Annotated in this window: 17 protein-coding genes; 12 read left to right on the forward strand and 5 right to left on the reverse strand. The window is 69.2% G+C overall.

Annotated elements, in window-relative coordinates; all coding sequences use genetic code 11:
- Positions 1-41 precede the first annotated feature (41 nt).
- The gene (gene pncB, locus CDN99_RS03040; protein ID WP_088382607.1) at positions 42-1256 is read right to left on the reverse strand and encodes a nicotinate phosphoribosyltransferase; all 1215 of its coding nucleotides are present in this window, start codon (positions 1254-1256) and stop codon (positions 42-44) included.
- A gap of 213 nt (positions 1257-1469) precedes the next feature.
- Between pncB and CDN99_RS03045 the strand changes: the two genes are divergently transcribed.
- Together CDN99_RS03045 and CDN99_RS03050 are read left to right on the forward strand one after the other, a co-directional pair.
- Positions 1470-2354 carry a hypothetical protein gene (locus tag CDN99_RS03045; RefSeq protein WP_141100602.1) on the forward strand — a complete coding sequence of 295 codons (885 nt, stop codon included), beginning with the start codon at positions 1470-1472 and terminating at the stop codon, positions 2352-2354.
- A 120-nt stretch (positions 2355-2474) separates the two neighbouring features.
- Positions 2475-3755, forward strand: coding sequence for a hypothetical protein (locus CDN99_RS03050; RefSeq protein WP_088382609.1), 1281 nt, complete (start codon positions 2475-2477; stop codon positions 3753-3755).
- Between the two features lie 15 nt (positions 3756-3770).
- Here CDN99_RS03050 and CDN99_RS03055 read toward each other — a convergent pair whose 3' ends face one another.
- Positions 3771-4196 (reverse strand): Lrp/AsnC family transcriptional regulator, encoded by a 426-nt coding sequence (locus CDN99_RS03055; RefSeq protein ID WP_088382610.1) that lies wholly within the window; start codon positions 4194-4196, stop codon positions 3771-3773.
- Positions 4197-4367: 171 nt separating this feature from the next.
- Here CDN99_RS03055 and ocd point away from each other — a divergent pair, with 171 nt between their 5' ends.
- The 10 genes from ocd (at position 4368) to CDN99_RS03105 (ending at position 14664) form a co-directional block, all read left to right on the forward strand.
- Complete coding sequence (gene ocd / locus CDN99_RS03060) at positions 4368-5507, forward strand: ornithine cyclodeaminase (protein ID WP_088382611.1); 1140 nt, start codon at positions 4368-4370, stop codon at positions 5505-5507.
- 117 nt (positions 5508-5624) lie between these two features.
- Entirely contained in the window at positions 5625-6548 is a 924-nt protein-coding gene (gene ybiB, locus CDN99_RS03065) for a DNA-binding protein YbiB (RefSeq protein WP_088382612.1), read from the forward strand.
- Between the two features lie 286 nt (positions 6549-6834).
- Positions 6835-8523, forward strand: a complete 1689-nt coding sequence (locus CDN99_RS03070) for a nitrite/sulfite reductase (RefSeq protein ID WP_088382613.1) — start codon at positions 6835-6837, stop codon at positions 8521-8523.
- 15 nt (positions 8524-8538) lie between these two features.
- Entirely contained in the window at positions 8539-9042 is a 504-nt protein-coding gene (locus CDN99_RS03075) for a DUF934 domain-containing protein (RefSeq protein ID WP_088382614.1), read from the forward strand.
- A gap of 2 nt (positions 9043-9044) precedes the next feature.
- On the forward strand, positions 9045-9959 hold the full coding sequence (locus CDN99_RS03080; protein WP_088382615.1) for a phosphoadenylyl-sulfate reductase: 915 nt from the start codon (positions 9045-9047) through the stop codon (positions 9957-9959).
- Positions 9956-10915, forward strand: coding sequence for a sulfate adenylyltransferase subunit CysD (gene cysD / locus CDN99_RS03085; protein ID WP_088382616.1), 960 nt, complete (start codon positions 9956-9958; stop codon positions 10913-10915). The genes CDN99_RS03080 and cysD overlap by 4 nt, the downstream gene beginning before the upstream one ends.
- Positions 10915-12264 carry a sulfate adenylyltransferase subunit 1 gene (locus CDN99_RS03090; protein WP_088382617.1) on the forward strand — a complete coding sequence of 450 codons (1350 nt, stop codon included), beginning with the start codon at positions 10915-10917 and terminating at the stop codon, positions 12262-12264. Before cysD ends, CDN99_RS03090 begins: the two co-directional genes overlap by 1 nt.
- 16 nt (positions 12265-12280) lie before the next feature.
- Positions 12281-13081: a uroporphyrinogen-III C-methyltransferase gene (gene cobA / locus CDN99_RS03095; RefSeq protein ID WP_088382618.1), complete on the forward strand. Its 801-nt coding sequence runs from the start codon at positions 12281-12283 to the stop codon at positions 13079-13081.
- Between the two features lie 95 nt (positions 13082-13176).
- The gene (gene fdxA, locus CDN99_RS03100; protein ID WP_088382619.1) at positions 13177-13500 is read left to right on the forward strand and encodes a ferredoxin FdxA; all 324 of its coding nucleotides are present in this window, start codon (positions 13177-13179) and stop codon (positions 13498-13500) included.
- 72 nt (positions 13501-13572) lie between these two features.
- Positions 13573-14664: an NAD(P)/FAD-dependent oxidoreductase gene (locus tag CDN99_RS03105; protein ID WP_375134410.1), complete on the forward strand. Its 1092-nt coding sequence runs from the start codon at positions 13573-13575 to the stop codon at positions 14662-14664.
- 58 nt (positions 14665-14722) lie between these two features.
- Here the strand turns inward: CDN99_RS03105 and CDN99_RS03110 are convergent, their stop codons facing one another.
- From CDN99_RS03110 to CDN99_RS03120, 3 genes are all read right to left on the reverse strand, one after another.
- Entirely contained in the window at positions 14723-16429 is a 1707-nt protein-coding gene (locus CDN99_RS03110) for a flotillin family protein (protein ID WP_088382621.1), read from the reverse strand.
- 97 nt (positions 16430-16526) lie between these two features.
- Positions 16527-17153, reverse strand: coding sequence for a YqiJ family protein (locus CDN99_RS03115; protein ID WP_088382622.1), 627 nt, complete (start codon positions 17151-17153; stop codon positions 16527-16529).
- The gene (locus CDN99_RS03120) at positions 17150-17824 is read right to left on the reverse strand and encodes a PspA/IM30 family protein (RefSeq protein WP_088382623.1); all 675 of its coding nucleotides are present in this window, start codon (positions 17822-17824) and stop codon (positions 17150-17152) included. The genes CDN99_RS03115 and CDN99_RS03120 overlap by 4 nt, the downstream gene beginning before the upstream one ends.

The raw sequence follows: 17824 nt of genomic DNA on the forward strand, positions 1-17824 counted from the left end.
GGCGCGCCGGATGACGGCCGCGACCGCGGACGCGGCCGGGATCAGTCCGGTCGTGGCACGTTGAAGACCTGCCGCAGGTACGCCAGGAAGGTCTGGTCCTCGCACATCGTCTTGCCGGGGCTGTCGGAGAGCTTGGCCACCGGCTGGCCGTTGACGTGGGTCAGCTTGATGACGATGTTCAGCGTCGCCAGGCCCATGTCGTTGCTGAGCTTGGTGCCGATGCCGAAGCCGAGCTGGACGCGGTCCGCGAAGTGGCGGTACAGCGCCAGCGCCTTGGGCATGTCCAGCGCGTCGGAGAACACCAGCCGCTTCGTGTGCGGGTCGATGCGCAGCTTGTCGTAATGCGCCAGCGCCTTCTCGCCCCACTCGACCGGATCACCGGAGTCGTGGCGCAGGCCGTCGAAGAGCTTGGCGAAGTAGAGATCGAAATCGGCCAGGAACGCGTCCATGCCGATCACGTCGGTCAGCGCGATGCCCAGGTCGCCGCGGTACTCCTGCACCCAGTCCTCCAGCGCGGCCTTCTGGTGGTCGCGCAGCCGCACGCCGGTGGCCTGGTACGCCTGCAGGTATTCGTGCGCCATCGTGCCGATGGGCACCAGACCGAGCTCGCGCGCCAGCAGCACGTTGGACGTGCCGCGGAAGGTCTCGGGCAGCTCGTCGCGCAGCGTGCGCAGCACTTCCTCGTGCCAGGCGCCGGAGAAGCGCCGGCGCAGGCCGAAGTCGAAGAACTGGAACGGGTGGCGGCGCGGAGCCTCGTCGCGCGCGAAGGCGCGGATCGATGCGATCTTCTCCGCCAGCCGACGGCGCCCTTCGGCGATCGCGGGCCCTTGGTCGAAGCGGCGGAAGTAGAGCTCGTTGACCATCGCCAGCACGAAGATCTCGAAGCCCATCACGTGGACCTGCGGGCCGCGCACCACGATGTCCAGCCGGTCGCCGTCGGTGGTCACCGAGATGAAGTCGCGCTGGAAACGGAAGATGCGCAGCAGGTCGATGAAGTCCGTCCGCATGAAGCGCAGGCCGCGCAGGTAGTCCAGCTCCTCCTTGCGGAAGGTCAGCGAGCACAGGTGGTCGAGCTCGCGCTCCAGGTCCGGCAGCAGCTCCGCCAGCGGGTACTGCGGCGTGTTGCGGCAGGCGAAGCGGTACTCGGCCTGCGCCTGCGGATGGCGATGCAGCATCGCCTGCCACATCGTGAATTTGTAGAGATCGGTCTCCAGCAGGCTGCGGATCACCGGGGCATGGGTCTGGGGACGGCTCATGCGGGGGGCACTGTACACGCGGGAGGATGGCCTTGCGGCATCGGAGGGCGCCCCGCGCGGCCGCGCGCGCCACCTTGTAGATCGTCCACTCCTCACTCCTCTCCGCGAGCGCCGCGCGCGCCACCGAGCCCGACAGGGTTTGCCATCATCGCCAAAGGGGCGCCTCGCGCGCCCGCGCGCGCCGCGCTGCCAACGCCCGAGCCGGACTCGGCGATGATCGCGCCTGTGCCCTGCCCCGAGCCCTTCCGTCGAGCCTTCTTCCGCGCGTTCTCCGTTCTCATGAGCCTGCCCGCCCGTTCTCCGTCGATCCTCGCCATGACCTGGGTGCTGGCCGCCGCGATCGCGCCGCCGGCGCATGCGCAGTTGCCCGTGGCCATCGAGTCGCCGCCCAAGGCCGACGCGGCGATGCGCATGGTCTACGGCGGCACGACCTGGCGCGACGAACGCATCGCCGCCTTCTTCGGCGGCCGGTCGCCGGCGCTGAGGGCGGAGATCCGCGAGGTCTTCCGCGCCCGTTATGTCGAGCGCGACGTCGACAAGCTGATGCTGGTCTATCAACTGACGCCCGGCCCACGCGACCAGTTCCGCTGCGCCGCCTGCGTGCCCGCGCTGGGCGCGGCGGTGCTGGCGGCCGACGAGGCCGGCCGCTGGAAGCTGCGCGCCCGCGGCCTGCTGCTGACGCAAGGCATGCCGGGCTCCGGCGACGAGGATCTGCAGTTGCTGCAGATCGCCGACGACCGCTGGATCCTGCGCAGCCGCCGCCACGACGACGACCGCGGCCGTGAGAGCCGCCGCGAGCGCCTGATCCTGGAGCGCGATGGCGAGGTGCAACTGGCCGCCGACCTGGGCTTCGAGGACAAGCCCGGCCCGCGCGCCTGCGGCGCGGGCGCGGCGCCGCAGACCTCCGGCGTCAGCGTGCTGAGCCCCGGTCTGGGGCCGCGCGTGGAGGTGGTCCTGCGCTTCAACGAAGGCACGTGTCCGTCGCCGCGGCCGGTGGTGCAGCGGACCCGGATGGAATTGCGCGACGGGCGCTTCCAGCTCGCGCCGGACCCGGACGCGGACGACGAGCCCGGGGCAGCGTCCGCTCCTGGGCGCTGAGGGCACGGTCCAAGGCCGGCCCGCCGCGCGTGCCTCGGGCATCAAAGGCGTGGGTGTCATGCGTCACCAGCCTGCGAGGGACACAGAGCGTGTGTCCTTCAATCAGCAAAGAGGTCTCACGTGCACGCACCCATCCTGGGCCGACTCCTGGCCGCCCTCTTCACGGCGTACGGTTTGTCGGCCGCCGCCGAGCCGTCCCCTCATCCATCGGCCTGGAAGAAATGGCACGGCATTCACTACCGGCTGGAGGCCGACGGCAATTTCAGTTGCTACAGCGAAAACGGTCGCGACTGCCAGGCCGGAACGCCCGCCACCGATCCGGACCGGGTGCGGCCTCTGGTTTGCGGCAGCGCTCATCGCGCGGTCTGGCACTCCACCGGCTATGACACGCCGGATCACTGGTGCAATGTGGCCCACGCCAATCTGTTCGCCGTGTGGCACGACTACACCTTGCTCGGACATCCGGGGATGCTCTCCAAGAACGCCCGAGGCGACGCGATGTGCCGTTCGTTCGATGGGGTGACCTGCGACCGCCATGACCCGACCAAGGAGAGTCCCGACAGCGCCGCGATCGCCGCAGTCGAGGCTTTGAGACCTTTCGTGAGTCACGACCGGGGATACACCTGGGTGCGCGGTGGGTCGCTGAGAGCCGACGACGCCCGGGTCAAGGCGCTGATGCTTCCTGATGTCCATGCGCCTGCGACCGGCTCGCGCGAGATCCGGCCCGTCGTGTGCGGCAACGCTCTTCGGCGTCGGCACGGCATCTCGGGGTACGACCAGGCCGACCACTGGTGCAACACGCCCGAGATCGTGGCGCAGTGGATCCACCCGCCGTATGAGCCGATGGCCCTGTCCTGGCAAAAGACCGAATATGGCAAGCCCTACGAGTACGAACACGGTCGCATCTACAAGATCGCCCTGCCCGGGTGGACAGCCACCCAGCAACCGCTCTGGGCCGCGCGTATCCACACGGTAATGCACCATGATCTGGCGTTCCTGGGCCTCACGCGCGGCGACGAGTGGCTAGCCCTCCAACTGCCCGGCCAGAATGGTGCCGCGCAAGTCCACTTCGGGAACGATCCTCGATCGCTGGAGGACATGCCGTTCTCCGGCGCCGGCTGGGCGACAGCGGCGTTTCAAGTGACGCCTGACGGCAAGGCCAGCTTCGTACGACGAGCGGGCCGCACGACGCCGCTGACCACCCTGCCTGTGACGACAAAGGCGCTCGACCCGCACGCCATCGTGGGGAGTCTGCCGATGTCCTGGTCGGCATCGGCGCCGACAGCCGCGGCCTTCAGCTTCGAAATGTGGGTCTACAACTCCGAGGGAGAAGTCGCGCCCAACATGACGTCCCTCGACGAAGTGGTCATGGCCAAGCAGCGCGTCGTGCCCAAGGACTGATGCAACTCGGGCTGGTCAGGCCAGCTTGTACGTCTGCAAGTGAATGCTGGTCTCGGTCGCGCCGATGCCCTTGATCAGGCGCACGCGCTCGAGGATCTCGGCCAGTTCCTGAAGGCTCTCCGCGCGCAGCTCGGCGAGCAGGTCCCAGCGGCCGTTGGTGTCGAAGATGCCCGCCACGCCGGGCTCGCCGAGCAGGATGCCGACGACCTCGCGCGTGCGGTTGCCCTCCACCGCGATGCTCATCCAGGCGGTGATGTGGCGCGGCGCGATGTCGGCCCGCAGCCGCACCGTGTAGCCGACGATCTGGCCGCTGTCCTCCAGCCGCGTCAGCCGGTTGGTCACCGTCCCCCGCGACACCTTCAGCTTGTGCGCCAGCGTCGCGATGCTGGCGCGCGCGTCCTGGCGCAGCAGCGCGATCAACTGTTGGTCGAGCGTGTCCATCGATCCTTCCCACGGGCGAGCAGCGCCCGGGTTAACCCGAATCTCACGGCAAAACGTCAGTGGAGCCTGACGAAATGAACAAGGAGCTCGAATTATTGTTCAGTTCACTGGCTTCCCGCTAGCGCGCAGGGTCCGAAGAATGGAGGCATCCCAATACCCGTGAGATTGCCGATGACCCGATTGCTGATGACCGCGGACGTGGCCCGCATCGTTCGCCACCATGGCCTGGCCGAGAGCTTTTCCGCGTTGGCCCGCTACATCGCCGACGACTACCGCCGGTGGAGCGAGTTCGACAAGAGCGCCCGCGTCGCCAACCATTCCGACGACGGCGTGATCGAGCTGATGCCGATCTCCGACGCCTCGCTGTACAGCTTCAAGTACGTTAACGGTCACCCCAAAAACCACCGCGTGGGCCTGCCCACCGTCATGGCTTTCGGCGTGCTCGCCGACGTCGCCACCGGCACGCCGGCGGTGCTGTCCGAGCTGACGCTCAGCACGGCGCTGCGCACCGCGGCGACCTCGGCCCTGGTCGCCCGCCACCTGGCGCGGCCGGACTCGCGCTCGATGGCGCTGATCGGCAACGGCGCGCAGGCCGAGTTCCAGGCGATGGCCTTCCATCACCTGCTCGGCATCGACGAGATCCGCCTGTTCGACGTCGACCCCGCCGCCACCGACAAGCTGGTGCGGCACCTGTCGCGCGTGCCCGGCCTGACGCTCATCCGCAGCGCCAGCACGGCCGACGCGGTGCGCGGCGCCGACATCGTCACCACCGTCACCGCCGACAAGCGCAACGCCACCATCCTGACGCCGGAAATGGTCGAGCCCGGCATGCACATCAACGGCGTCGGCGGCGACTGCCCCGGCAAGACCGAGTTGCACCGCGACGTGCTGACGCGTGCCAGCGTCTTCGTCGAGTACGAGCCGCAATCGCGCATCGAGGGCGACCTGCAGCAGATGCCCGCGGACTTCCCGGTCACCGAGTTCTGGCGCGTGCTGCGCGGCGAGGCCGCAGGCCGCGGATCGCCCGAGGAGGTGACGGTGTTCGACTCCGTCGGCTTCGCGCTCGAAGACTTCGCGACCCTGCGCTGGCTGCGCGACCGCGCGCTGGCGTTGAACCTGGGTCGTGATCTGGCGCTGGTGCCGGACATGGCGGATCCGAAGGACCTGTTCGGCGAGCTGCGCATCAAGGACGACGTGGCCGAGACGGCCGCGACCCGCGCGGCGCCGCCCGCCGCCACGGTGGCCGCCGCCCTGCCCGGCAGCCCGAGGGACGCCGGCTCCGCGCGTGCGACGGCCCCACTCGTGGCCTGATTCTGAATGTCTCCTGCCCGGAGCTTCGCTCCGGGCGGCTCGAGCCGGCCCCGCGGGGCCGGCTTTTTTCCGTCCGGGGGCTTGCTCTTAAGATGCCCGCTTCCCACCGGACCCCTCATGGACTACGCCCCGCTCATCAAGGAAATCGGCCGTGGCGCGCGTGGCGCGCGCGACCTCACGCGCGAGCAGGCCCGCGCGCTGTTCGGCGCCCTGCTGGACGGCAGCGTGCCGGACCTGGAGCGCGGCGCGATCCTGATCGCGATGCGCATCAAGGGCGAGAGCCAGGACGAGTTGCTCGGCTTCGTCGAGGCCATGCAGGCCGGGGCCGCACGCGTCGCCCCGCCGCCCGACGCACCGCGCACCGTCGTGCTGCCCACCTTCAACGGTGCCCGCAAGCAAGCCAACCTGATGCCGCTGGTGGCGCTGCTGCTGGCGCGCGAGGGCATTCCCGTGCTGATCCACGGGCGGCATGACTTCGACAGCCGGGTCAGCCCGTTCGAGCTCTTCGACGCGCTCGGCCTGCCCGTGGCCACGGACACCGCCGACGCGGCGCGCCGGCTGGCCGCGGATCGCCTGGCCATCCTGCCCACCGCGGCCCTGCACCCGGGCCTGGACGCGATGATGGCCTTGCGCCCCCGCCTGGGCCTGCGCAACAGCAGCCACAGCATCGCCAAGCTGCTGGACCCGCTGCCCGGGCGCAGCGTGCGCGTCGTCGCGGTCACGCACCCCGAGTACGTCGACAGCATGGGCCAGGCGCTGCCGGTGCTCAGCGCCGACGGCGGTCGCGCACTGCTGATGCGCGCCAGCGAGGGCGAGGCCTACCTGCACCTGCGGCGCAAGGCGCACCTGCAAGGCTTCGCCGACGGGCAAGCCACCGATCTCAATCCGGCAATCAACGAGGACCTGGACTGGCCCCTGAGCGCCGCCTGCGACCCCGTCGAGAACGCCGTGCACATCCGCGCGCTGCTGAGCGGCGCCGAATCCCTCCCCCCTCGGATCCAGGACCAGCTGAGGGCACTTCGGACCCTGTCCATCGGATGAAGCGGTGATGGGACCGAAGGGCTCCGGGGGTCTCCTGAGCGACTTGGGACTTGGAGGGAAGGAGGCCCCCGGATCCCGCAGGTACGCTCGCTCCGGACAGGACGGCTCGGGCCCGCGCTTTCCAGCGTTATTCATATGCTTATTCAAGAATAAGCAATCTACGTTTTTGTAGTTCCCATATATATAAAGCATTCATAGAGTGCAGACTCCCGGCCAGCCCTGGGCCAGCTGCGGTGTCAGATGACGCGGCGGGCTCCTCATTTCCGGCCAGCGCTCAGCTGACACCATGTACGCCTATACCGATTTCGACCGCCAGTTCGTCCACGCCCGCGCCGCGCAATTCCGCGACCAGCTCGAGCGCCACATGGCCGGCCAATTGCCGGACGACGATTTCCGCGCGCTGCGCCTGCAGAACGGCTGGTACATCCAGCGTCATGCGCCGATGTTGCGCGTCGCCGTTCCGTACGGCGTGCTCTCCTCGAAGCAACTGCGCCAACTGGCCCGCATCGCCCGCGAGCACGACCGCGGATACGGCCACTTCACCACCCGCCAGAACCTGCAGTTCAACTGGATCCCGCTGCCGCAATCGGCCGACGTGATGGACCTGCTGGCCGATGTCGACATGCACGGCATCCAGACCAGCGGCAACTGCATCCGCAACATCACCAGCGACGTCACCGCCGGCGTCGCCGCCGACGAGCTGATCGACCCGCGGCCCTACGCCGAGGTGCTGCGCCAGTGGAGCACCCTGCACCCCGAATTCGCCTTCCTGCCGCGCAAGTTCAAGATCGCGATCTCCGGCGCGTCGGAAGACCGCGCCGCCATCGGCTGGCATGACATCGGCCTGCAGCTGAAGAAGAGCGAGGCCGGCGAGATCGGCTTCCAGGTCCTGGTCGGCGGCGGCATGGGCCGCACCCCGATCGTGGGCCAGCAGATCAGCCCGTTCGTGCCGTGGCAGCACATCCTGCTGTACCTGGAAGCGATCGTGCGGACCTACAACCGCTTCGGCCGCCGCGACAACATGTACAAGGCGCGCATCAAGATCCTGGTGAAAGCCGAGGGGCAGGCGTTCTTCGACGCCGCCAACGCCGAGTACCAGGCCATCCTGGCCGACGACACCGGCAGCCACGAGCAGATCATTCCCGAGGCCGAACTGGCGCGCGTCGCCGCCAGCTTCGTCGAGCCGGCTGGCGTGACGCCGACGGCGCCGATCGACATCTTCGAAGGCGCGTCGCCCGCCTACCGCCGCTGGCTGGAGCGCAACGTGCACGCGCACCGCGTCGACGGCTACCGCTCGGTGACGCTGTCGCTCAAGCGCGTCGGCCTGCCGCCCGGCGACATCACCGACGCCCAGATGGACGCCGCCGCCGAGCTCTCCGACCGCCACAGCCACGGCGAGCTGCGCGTCTCGCACGACCAGAACCTGCTGCTGCCCTGGGTCCGCGAAAGCGACCTGCCGGCGCTGTTCGAGGCCGCGAAGGAACACGGCTTCGCGACGCCCAACATCGGCCTGCTGACCGACATGATCGTCTGCCCCGGCGGCGACTTCTGCGCGCTGGCCAATGCCCGCTCGATCCCGGTCGCGGCCGAGATCACCGAGCGCTTCCAGGACCTGGACGAGCTCTGGGACATCGGCGACATCGACCTGCACATCAGCGGCTGCATCAACAGCTGCGGCCACCATCACAGCGGCCACATCGGCGTGCTCGGCGTCGACAAGGACGGCAGCGAGTGGTACCAGATCACGCTGGGCGGCTCCGACGGCTCGACGCTGTCCGGCGCGGCGGTGCCCGGCAAGGTCATCGGCCCGTCCTTCGCGGCCGACGAGGCCGCCGACGCGGTCGAGGCCGTCATCGCCACCTACCGCCGCGAGCGCCAGGCCGGAGAGCGCTTCATCGCCACCGTGCGCCGCATCGGCCTGGACGCCTTCAAGCAGGCGACCAACGCCATCCGCCGCACCACCGCGCAACACTGACCGATCGCCGCCGCCATGAAGTTCGTCTCCAAAGCCCAAGACCCCTGGCACACCTGCGCCGGCGAGGACGGCCCGCAGCCGCATCCCGTCGCCGCCGACCACAAGCTGCTGACGCTGGAGCAATGGCACGCCGTGCGCGACACCTGGCCGGAAGGCCTGGCCACCGGCGTGATCCTGCCCAACGACGCCGAGGTCGCCGACCTGGCCGCGGACCTGCCGCGCCTGGCGCTGATCGCGCTGCAGTTCCCCAAGTGGGTGGACGGCCGCGCCTACAGCCAGGCGCACGTGCTGCGCTCACGCCTCAAGTTCGCCGGCGAGGTCCGCGCCGTCGGCGAGGTGCTGGTGGACATGCTGCCGCTGCTGCAGCGCTGCGGCGTCGACGCCGTGCAACTGCGCGGCGACCAGAGCCGCGAGGCGGCCGAGCGCGCGCTGGGTTTCTTCCCCGGTCATTACCAGGCCGACGTCAACGAGACGCGTCCGATCTTCGCCCGTCCGGAAGCGGCGCGCGGTCAAGGCTGAGCATGAGCGGCGACGTTTCCTCGCTCGACCTTGCATCGCGGGACCGCTCGACGGACGCCTCGCCGGAGGTCTCGCCGCTCGGCGGCGTGTCCGCGCTGCCTGGCGCTGACGCGGGCGGACACGGCTCGGCCATCGGGCTGTATGCGCGGGCCACGCCCGGCTTCGACGAGCGCCTCGCCCGCACGGTCGAGGTGCTGAAGCAGGCCGCCGCGGACTTCGGCCCCGGCGCGCTGCAGTCCACGTCGCTCGGCGTCGAGGACATGGTCATCACCGACCTCATCGCCCGCCACGGCCTGCCGATCGCGCTGGCCACGCTGGACACCGGCAAGCTGCACGCCGAGACGCTGGCGCTGGTGCCGCGCATCAAGGCGCGGTATGGGCTGGACGTCGAGGTCTTCGCGCCGGTCGCGGAGCAGGTCGTGCACTTCGTCCGCGCGAACGGCGAGGAGCCGATGTACCGCAGCGTCGAGCTGCGCAAAGCCTGCTGCGCCGTGCGCAAGCTGGAGCCGCTGGCGCGCATGCTGGCCGGCCGCGGCGCCTGGATCACCGGCCTGCGCCGCGAGCAGAGCGCCAACCGCGCCGACGTCCCCTTGCGCGAGGACGACGGCCAGGGCCGCACCAAGATCAACCCGCTGGCCGAGTGGAGCTGGGCCGACGTCTGGCACTACGTCCAGCAGCACGTCGTGCCCTACAACCCGCTGCATGACCAGTTCATGCCCAGCATCGGCTGCGCGCCCTGCACCCGCGCCATCGCCGTCGGCGAGGACTTCCGCGCCGGGCGCTGGTGGTGGGAGCAGAGCGCCAAGGAATGCGGCTTGCACGCCACCCATGCCGAGCCGCGCGTCGAGCCCGGCGCAGAATCTGAATCCCAAGCGTCGCCCCCGACGTTCAACGCGCAATCCGGAGCCCCGGCATGAACGCCCCCGTGAATCTCGAACAACTGTTGCCGCTGGCGGACCATCACCACCTGGACCATCTGGAAGAAGAAGCCATCTTCATCCTGCGCGAGGTCGCCGCCGCCTTCGAGCGCCCCGCCCTGCTGTTCTCCGGCGGCAAGGATTCGTGCGTCGTGCTGCGCCTGGCCGAGAAGGCCTTCAAGCGCCGCATCGCGGGCAACGAGTTCAGCGGCAAGCTGCCCTTCCCGCTGGTACACGTCGACACCGGCCACAACTTCCCCGAGGTGATCGAGTTCCGCGACCGCCGCGTCGAGGAAATGGGCGAGCGCCTGGTCGTCGGCCACCTGGAGGACTCGATCAGGAAGGGCACGATCCGCCTGGCCCATCCGCTGGAGTCGCGCAACGGCCACCAGACGGTGACGCTGCTGGAGACCATCGAGGAGCACCGCTTCGACGTGCTGATCGGCGGCGCCCGGCGCGACGAGGAAAAAGCGCGCGCCAAGGAGCGCATCTTCAGCCACCGCGACAGCTTCGGCCAATGGCAGCCCAAGGAGCAGCGGCCCGAGCTGTGGAACCTGTTCAACACCCGCATCCGCCCGGGCGAGCACTTCCGCGCCTTCCCGATCAGCAACTGGACCGAGCTGGACGTCTGGCTCTACATCGCCCGCGAGAACATCCCGCTGCCGTCGCTGTACTTCGCGCACGACCGCCAGGTGATCCGCCGCAAGGGTCTGCTGGTGCCGCTGACCGACGTGACCCCGCCGGAAGCCGGCGAGACGGTGGAGACCGCGCAAGTGCGCTTCCGCACCGTCGGCGACATGACCTGCACCTGCCCGGTCGAGAGCCCGGCCGCGAACGCCGCCGACATCGTCGCCGAGACGCTGACCGTGACCGTCAGCGAGCGCGGCGCCACCCGCATGGACGACCGCACGTCCGACGCGTCGATGGAACGCCGCAAGAAGGAGGGCTACTTCTGATGTCCGCCGTCCTGACCCCCGCGAGTGCCTTCAGCGCAGTGACCACCGTGAGCCCTTCGAGCCCCGTGAACAAGATCCATCAGTCCGACGTCGACACGACGCACCGCGCGCTGCGCTTCCTGACCGCCGGCAGCGTCGACGACGGCAAGAGCACGCTGATCGGGCGCCTGCTCTTCGACAGCCGCGCGATCCTGGCCGACCAGCTCGACACGCTGGCCAAGCGCGCCGCCGGCCAGCCGATCGACCTGAGCCTGCTCACCGACGGCCTGGAGGCTGAACGCGAGCAAGGCATCACCATCGACGTCGCCTACCGCTACTTCGCGACCAAGCAGCGCAAGTTCATCATCGCCGACGCCCCCGGCCATGAGCAGTACACCCGCAACATGGTCACCGCCGCCGCCGGCAGCGACGCGGCCGTGGTGCTGGTGGACGTGACCAAGCTGGACCTGGACGCCGACGAGGTGCCGCTGCTGCCGCAGACCCGCCGCCACAGCCTGCTGGCGCACCTGCTGCGCGTGCCGAGCATCGTCTTCGCGATCAACAAGATCGACGCCGCGGCCAACCCCGGCGAGGCCTTCCGCAAGGTCGGCGCCGCGCTGGAGAAATTCGCCGGCGCCGCCGGCATCGCCGTGACCGCCGTGGTGCCGGTCTCCGCGCTGCGCGGCGACAACGTGACCCAGCCGCTGGCCGCCGACTGGTACGACGGCCCGTCGCTGCTGCAGGTGCTGGAGTCGCTGCCGACGGTGCAGGAAACGGTCGAGGCCCCGCTGGCGCTGCCGATCCAGTACGTCGCCAAGGACGGCGACGGCACCGGCAACAACCCCCGCGTGCTGTGGGGCCGGATCGCGCAAGGCCAGGTGCAGGTGGGCGATGAAGTCCAGATCCTGCCGGGCGGCCAGACCGCCCTGGTGGCCGAGCTGCGCCGCGCCGGCGAGCCGGTGGCCGCCTCGGTCGCCGGGGAATCGGCCGGCCTGCTGCTGGACCGCCAGATCGACGTGTCGCGCGGCGACTGGATCGTCGCGCCCGGCGCCGCCGCGCCGCGCCGCGACTTCCAGGCCACGCTGGCCTGGCTGGACACCGAGCCGGCCGTCATCGGCCGCAAGTACTGGGTCCGTCACGGCAACCGCTGGGTGCAGGCCCGCATCGCCGCGATCGATCACCGCCTGGACATCCAGACGCTGGCCGAGACCGAGGCCCACGAGCTCTCGGTCAACGAGATCGGTCACGTCACCGTCGAGCTGCAAGCCGAGCTGCCGCTGCAGCCCTACGCGGACAACCGCGTCGGCGGCGCGCTGATCGTCGTCGACCCCACCAGCAACCGCACCAGCGGTGCGCTGCTGGTCCGCTGAAGGACAGGGAGCCGCCATGGGACGCGTCCTCTTCGTCAGCGCCGGCCCCGGCGCCGCCGACCTGATCACGCTGCGCGGCGCCCGCGCGCTGGGCCGGGCGGAGGTGGTGCTGTTCGACGCGCTGACCGACCCCGCGCTGCGCGACCTGGCGCCGCAGGCGCGCTGGGTCGACGTCGGCAAGCGGGGCTTCTGCCACTCCACCAAGCAGACCGCGATCAACGCGGCGCTGGTGCGCGAGGCGCGAGCCCATGCAGTGATCGTGCGCTTGAAAGGCGGCGATGCCAGCGTCTTCGGCCGTCTGGAAGAGGAATTGCAAGCGCTGGCCGAGGCCGGCATCGCCTGGGAGATCGTGCCCGGCGTGACCGCCGCCATCGCGGCCGCGGCCCAGACCGGCCGCCCGCTGACGCGGCGCGGCGCCGGCCGCAGTGTCGCGTTGACGACGGCGATGACGCGCGAAGGCGAGTTGAATGCCGGCAAGACCGCCGACACCGAGGTGTTCTACATGGCCGGCCAACAGCTGGCCGCTTTGTCCCGCCGGCTGATCGCCGCGGGCTGGGCCGCGGACGCGCCGGTCAGCGTCGTGTCCCGGGCCGGTTGCGCGGACGCGCTGTCCAGCGAGCACGACGTCGGCACGCTGGGCGCCGCGTCCATGCTGCACAAGGGTCGGCCGACGGTCGTGATCGTCGGAGCCGGCGCGGCGCCGCTCCGGACGGAGGCACCCCGCGTGGGCGAATTCGCGACGGAATCGCCTGCCGACACCGCCCATACCCTTAGCCCGGGCGGGCCGGAGCGCCTGACGCAAACCCTGAACGATTAAAATCCGCCGTTTTCGTCAGCGCCCACCGAGCCGACTGCCAGGGCAACGCTGATTTCCGAGGGGCCAGAGCGCCCCGTCACCACAAGAGCCGCTCCATGACCCACGTCGTCACCGAAGCCTGCATTCGCTGCAAGTACACCGATTGCGTCGATGTCTGTCCCGTCGATTGCTTCCGCGAAGGCCCCAACTTCCTGACCATCGATCCCGATGAATGCATCGACTGCGCGGTGTGCATCCCCGAGTGCCCGGTGAACGCGATCATGCCGGAGGAAGACGTGCCCGGCGACCAGCAGATCATGATCAAGCTGAATGCCGATCTGGCGAAGAAATGGCCCAGCATCACCAAACGCAAGGCCCCGCTGCCGGACGCCGAGGAGTGGAAGGACAAGACGGGCAAGCTCGATCAGCTGATCCGCTGAACATTCCCCGCCCCTCTCCAATCGCGGCCGCCGGACCCTGCCGGCCGGCTCTCTACAAGAATGGAAACGCAAGTGACTGAAGCGACCTCCGCCCCGCACGCGGGCGTGATCGAAACCGATGCCGTCATCGTCGGCGCCGGCCCGGTGGGCCTGTTCCAGGTGTTCGAACTGGGCCTGCTGGAAATCAAGGCCCACATCATCGATTCGCTCGCCTACCCGGGCGGCCAGTGCATCGAGCTCTATCCCGACAAGCCGATCTACGACATCCCGGCGCTGCCGGTGGTGACCGGCAAGGAACTGACCGACAACCTGATGAAGCAGATCGAGCCGTTCGGCGCGACCTTCCATCTGGGCCAGGAGGTCACGACGGTAGAGAAGCAGGCGGACGGCCGTTTCTTCGTCGCGACCAGCAAGGGCACGCAGTTCCTGACCAAGACCATCTTCATCGCGGGCGGCGTGGGCTCCTTCCAGCCGCGCACGCTGAAGGTCGAAGGCATCGACAAGTACGAGGGCTCGCAGGTCCATTACCGCGTGCGCAACCCGGCGCAGTTCGCGGGCAAGAACCTGGTCATCATCGGCGGCGGCGATTCGGCGCTGGACTGGGCGCTGAACTTCTGCGGCGCCAATGATGACGGCAACCCGCACAAGGCCGAGAGCGTGATCCTGGTGCACCGCCGCGACGGCTTCCGTGCCGCGCCGGCTTCGGTGGCCAAGATGCGCGAGCTGTGCGACGCCTACGAGATGCAGTTCATCGTCGGCCAGGTCGGTGATCTGGACGAAGGCGAGGACCAGCTCAAGGGCGTGAAGGTCACCGGCGGCGACGGCGTGACACGCGTCGTCCCGGCCGATCATGTGCTGGTGTTCTTCGGTCTGTCGCCCAAGCTCGGCCCGATCGCCGAGTGGGGCCTGGCGCTGGAGAAGAAGCAGATCCAGGTCGACACCGAGAAGTTCCAGACCAATGTGCCGGGCATCTTCGCGGTGGGGGACATCAACACCTACCCGGGCAAGAAGAAGCTGATCCTGTCGGGCTTCCACGAGGCCGCGCTGGCCGCGTTCGGCGCGATGCCGATCATCAACCCGGACAAGCGCGTCCATCTGCAGTACACGACCACCAGCCCGAAGCTGCACAAGGTGCTGGGCGTGGAAACGCCGGTCTTCGACTGAGCCTGAACGCTCCGGGATCAAAGCCCGCCTGGCGAAAGCCGGCGGGCTTTTTCCTTGCTCAGGCCGATGCCGCCGCCGCGGGCTGGGCCTTCGCCAGCATGCCCGACAGCGACTGCGCGACGCCGGTGATGCCGTCGTTCGACAGCCCCGCGTCCTTCATCACCGCATCGACGATGGGCTTGGCGAGCTGGTACTGCAGCGCGGAGTTCATCACCTGCTCCGGGAAGGTCGCGCCACCGGCGCCGGTCGAGCCGTCGGCACCACCGGCACCAGCGCCGCCTCCCGCGCCCGGCATGCCGTTGACCTGGAAGATGCGGATCGAGTCGATCTTCTCCATCGGACGCACGGCCTGCTCCAGGATGTTGGGCAGTTGCTGCAGCAGCAGCGTGCGGACCTGCAAGTCGATCTGCGCGGCGGACAGCGTGTTCAGCGCCTCGTTGATCGCGCGACGGCCCTCGGCCTCCGCCAGCGCCGCGGCCTGCTTGGCTTGCGCCTCGATGGTCAGCGCTTCCGCGCGATCCATCGCCGCGGCCTTTTCCGCGGACGCCGAGACCTTCACCGCGATCGCGTTCTGCTCGGCTTCCTTGGAGGCCTCGATCAACTGGATGTTCTTCTCACGCTCGGCCACGGCCACCTGACGCGCGGTGTTCACCGCTTCCTCGGCCTTGACCGACTCGGCACGCGCCAGGTTGGCCGCGGCATCAGCGTCGGACTGCTCGCGCGACTTGGTCGCGATCGCGATCTGGGTGTCCTGGCGCGCCATCTCAACCTGCTTGCGCTGCTCCGCGCGCTGCATCTCGGTCTTGCGCTCCAGCTCGATCTCGCGCGTCTGGATGACGAGGTTCTTCTCCAGCTCGGCGGCCTTGATCTCGCGGTCGGCCTCGATGCGCTTCTGGCTCACCTGACGCTCGGCCTCGATCTTGGCCGCCTCGGCCTGCCTGCCGCGCTCCGCCTGCTGCGACGCGATCAGCGCCGCCTGCTCGGCGCGCGTGACCTCGATCTCGCGCTGCTGGCCCAGCGTGGCGAACTCCTGGTCCTTCTCGATGTTGAGCTTCTGGCGCGTGGCGTCCAGGTTCTTCGTTCGGACCTGCACCTCGGTGTCCTGCTCGACGTCGTTGCGCTGCTTGCGGCGCGCCTCGGTCTGCTCGGTCAGGCGGGTCAGGCCTTCCGCGTCGAACGCGTTGTTGGGGTTGAAGAATTGCTTGTCGGTCTGATCCAGGCTGGTCAGCGACACCGATTCCAGCTCGAGCCCGTTCTTCTCCAGGTCCTCGGCCACGGCGTTCTGCACCGCCTGCACGAAGTCGCGGCGCTTGTCCTGCAACTCCTGGATGGTCATGGTGGCGGCGGTGGCGCGCAGCGAGTCGACGAACTTGTCCTCCACCAGCGCCTTCAGCTCGTCCGGGCTCATCGTGCGCGCGCCCAGCGTCTGCGCGGCGATGCTCACCGATTCCTCGGTCTGCTTCACACGCACGAAGAACGCGGCCGTCACGTCGACGCGCATGCGGTCCTTGGTGATGAGGCTCTCGCGCTCGCGGCGCAGCACCTCCAGCTTCAGCGTGTTCATGTTGACCAGCACGCGCTCATGGAAGACCGGCAGCACGATCGCGCCGCCGTCCATGATGACTTTCTGGCCGCCGAGGCCGGTGCGGACGAAGGCCGTTTCCTTCGTCGAGCGCTTGTACAGCCGCGCGAAGATGGCGCCGATGGTCACCAGTGCCAGGAAAAGGACGCCGGAGATGGTCAGCAACTCGATCATGTTGTTCATGGACAGGGAACTCCCTCGATGGATCCAGGTTGTGGGTCGTGTGACGCGGCCGATGAAGGGCCGTCTTCGAAGTCAGGCATGAGACATTCAGCCGGTCTCACATCAGCGTCGGATGCGGGTTGGCGATGCAGCGATGGAAGGCGCCCACCTTGCTGACGATCAGGACCTGCGCGCCTTCCTCGAAGACCTCGTCGTCCAGGTCGGGCTCGACCATCAGGTAGTGGGACCGGCCATGCACGTCCTTGACCCGCGCCTGCGCGGCGAGGCCACGCCTGGCCGCGCCGGTGATGACGACGCCGACGCGGCCGACCAGGCTTTGCTCACTGACGGCACTGCTCTCGTCCTGCGGAATGATGTGCGCGATCAACGCGCCCAGGCCGCGCACCGTCGCCAGCCCCGCGGGCACGGCCGCCAGTCCCGCCACGGCGACCGGCAGGTAGTTGTCGAACAGTCCCTTCATTACCACCTGCAGGCTGTAGCCGAACACCGTGTAGCCGGTCAGGAACAACAGCAGCAGCACCAGCGCGGGCACCTTGCCGACATGCAGCCAGCCCAGCACCCGATCCAGGCCCGAATCGCCGTCGACATGCGGCAGCAGGTCGTCGAGCATGTTGCTGGGGCTGAGCGAGATCAGCATGCCCACGCCCTCCAGCAGCGCGATGCCGACGATCAACGCGAAGCCGATGCCGAAGGGCAGGTTCTGCGGCGCGGTGAACAGGCTCATGGCTTGACGGCCTTCAGTTGCGCCATGCGTTCGGCGATCTTGTTGTCGCGCACCAGGTCGTCCAGCTCCTTGAGCTGGGCCGCCTGCTGCAGGCTGCTGCCGCGCGCGGTGCCGGACAGGCCCGTCTGGCGCTCGTAGACGCGGTCGAAGGCATCGGCGACCTTGCCGATGCGATGCGCCGCGTCGACGCTCACGCCCGGCGCCTTGGCCACGCTGGAGGCGGCCGCGGCGCGGCTCTTGCGGAACTCGGCCAGCGCATCCTGCATCTCGCGCTTCTTGGCCAGCAGCGCCGCGACGAAGCCGGTCAGTTCCGTCTCCTGCCGGGCGTGCTCGGCCAGCGTCGTCTCCAGCACCGGCAGTTGCGCCTCGATGTCGAGCTGCCGGGCGACCGCGGCGCGCGCCAGCTCGTCGCGCCCGGCGGCGAGCGCCTCGTCGATCTGCGCCGCCAGCGTGGCGTGCAGCCGGTTGAGGCTGGCGTGCTGCTGCTGGGCCAGATGGCGGTTGGCGGAGACGGTGCCCAGTTCATGGCGCACCTCGTCGACGACGGCGTCGGCCTCGCGGATGGACTGCTCCATCATCGCTTCGGGCGCCTGGTCCTCGATGCGGTCGAGGAGCGCATGCACGCTGCCGGCAATCACGCGGCCGACGCGGGACTTGAGGGACTCGGACAT

Origin of the sequence: Roseateles aquatilis, from assembly GCF_002205645.1 — a bacterium.
Taxonomy (GTDB): domain Bacteria; phylum Pseudomonadota; class Gammaproteobacteria; order Burkholderiales; family Burkholderiaceae_C; genus Roseateles; species Roseateles aquatilis.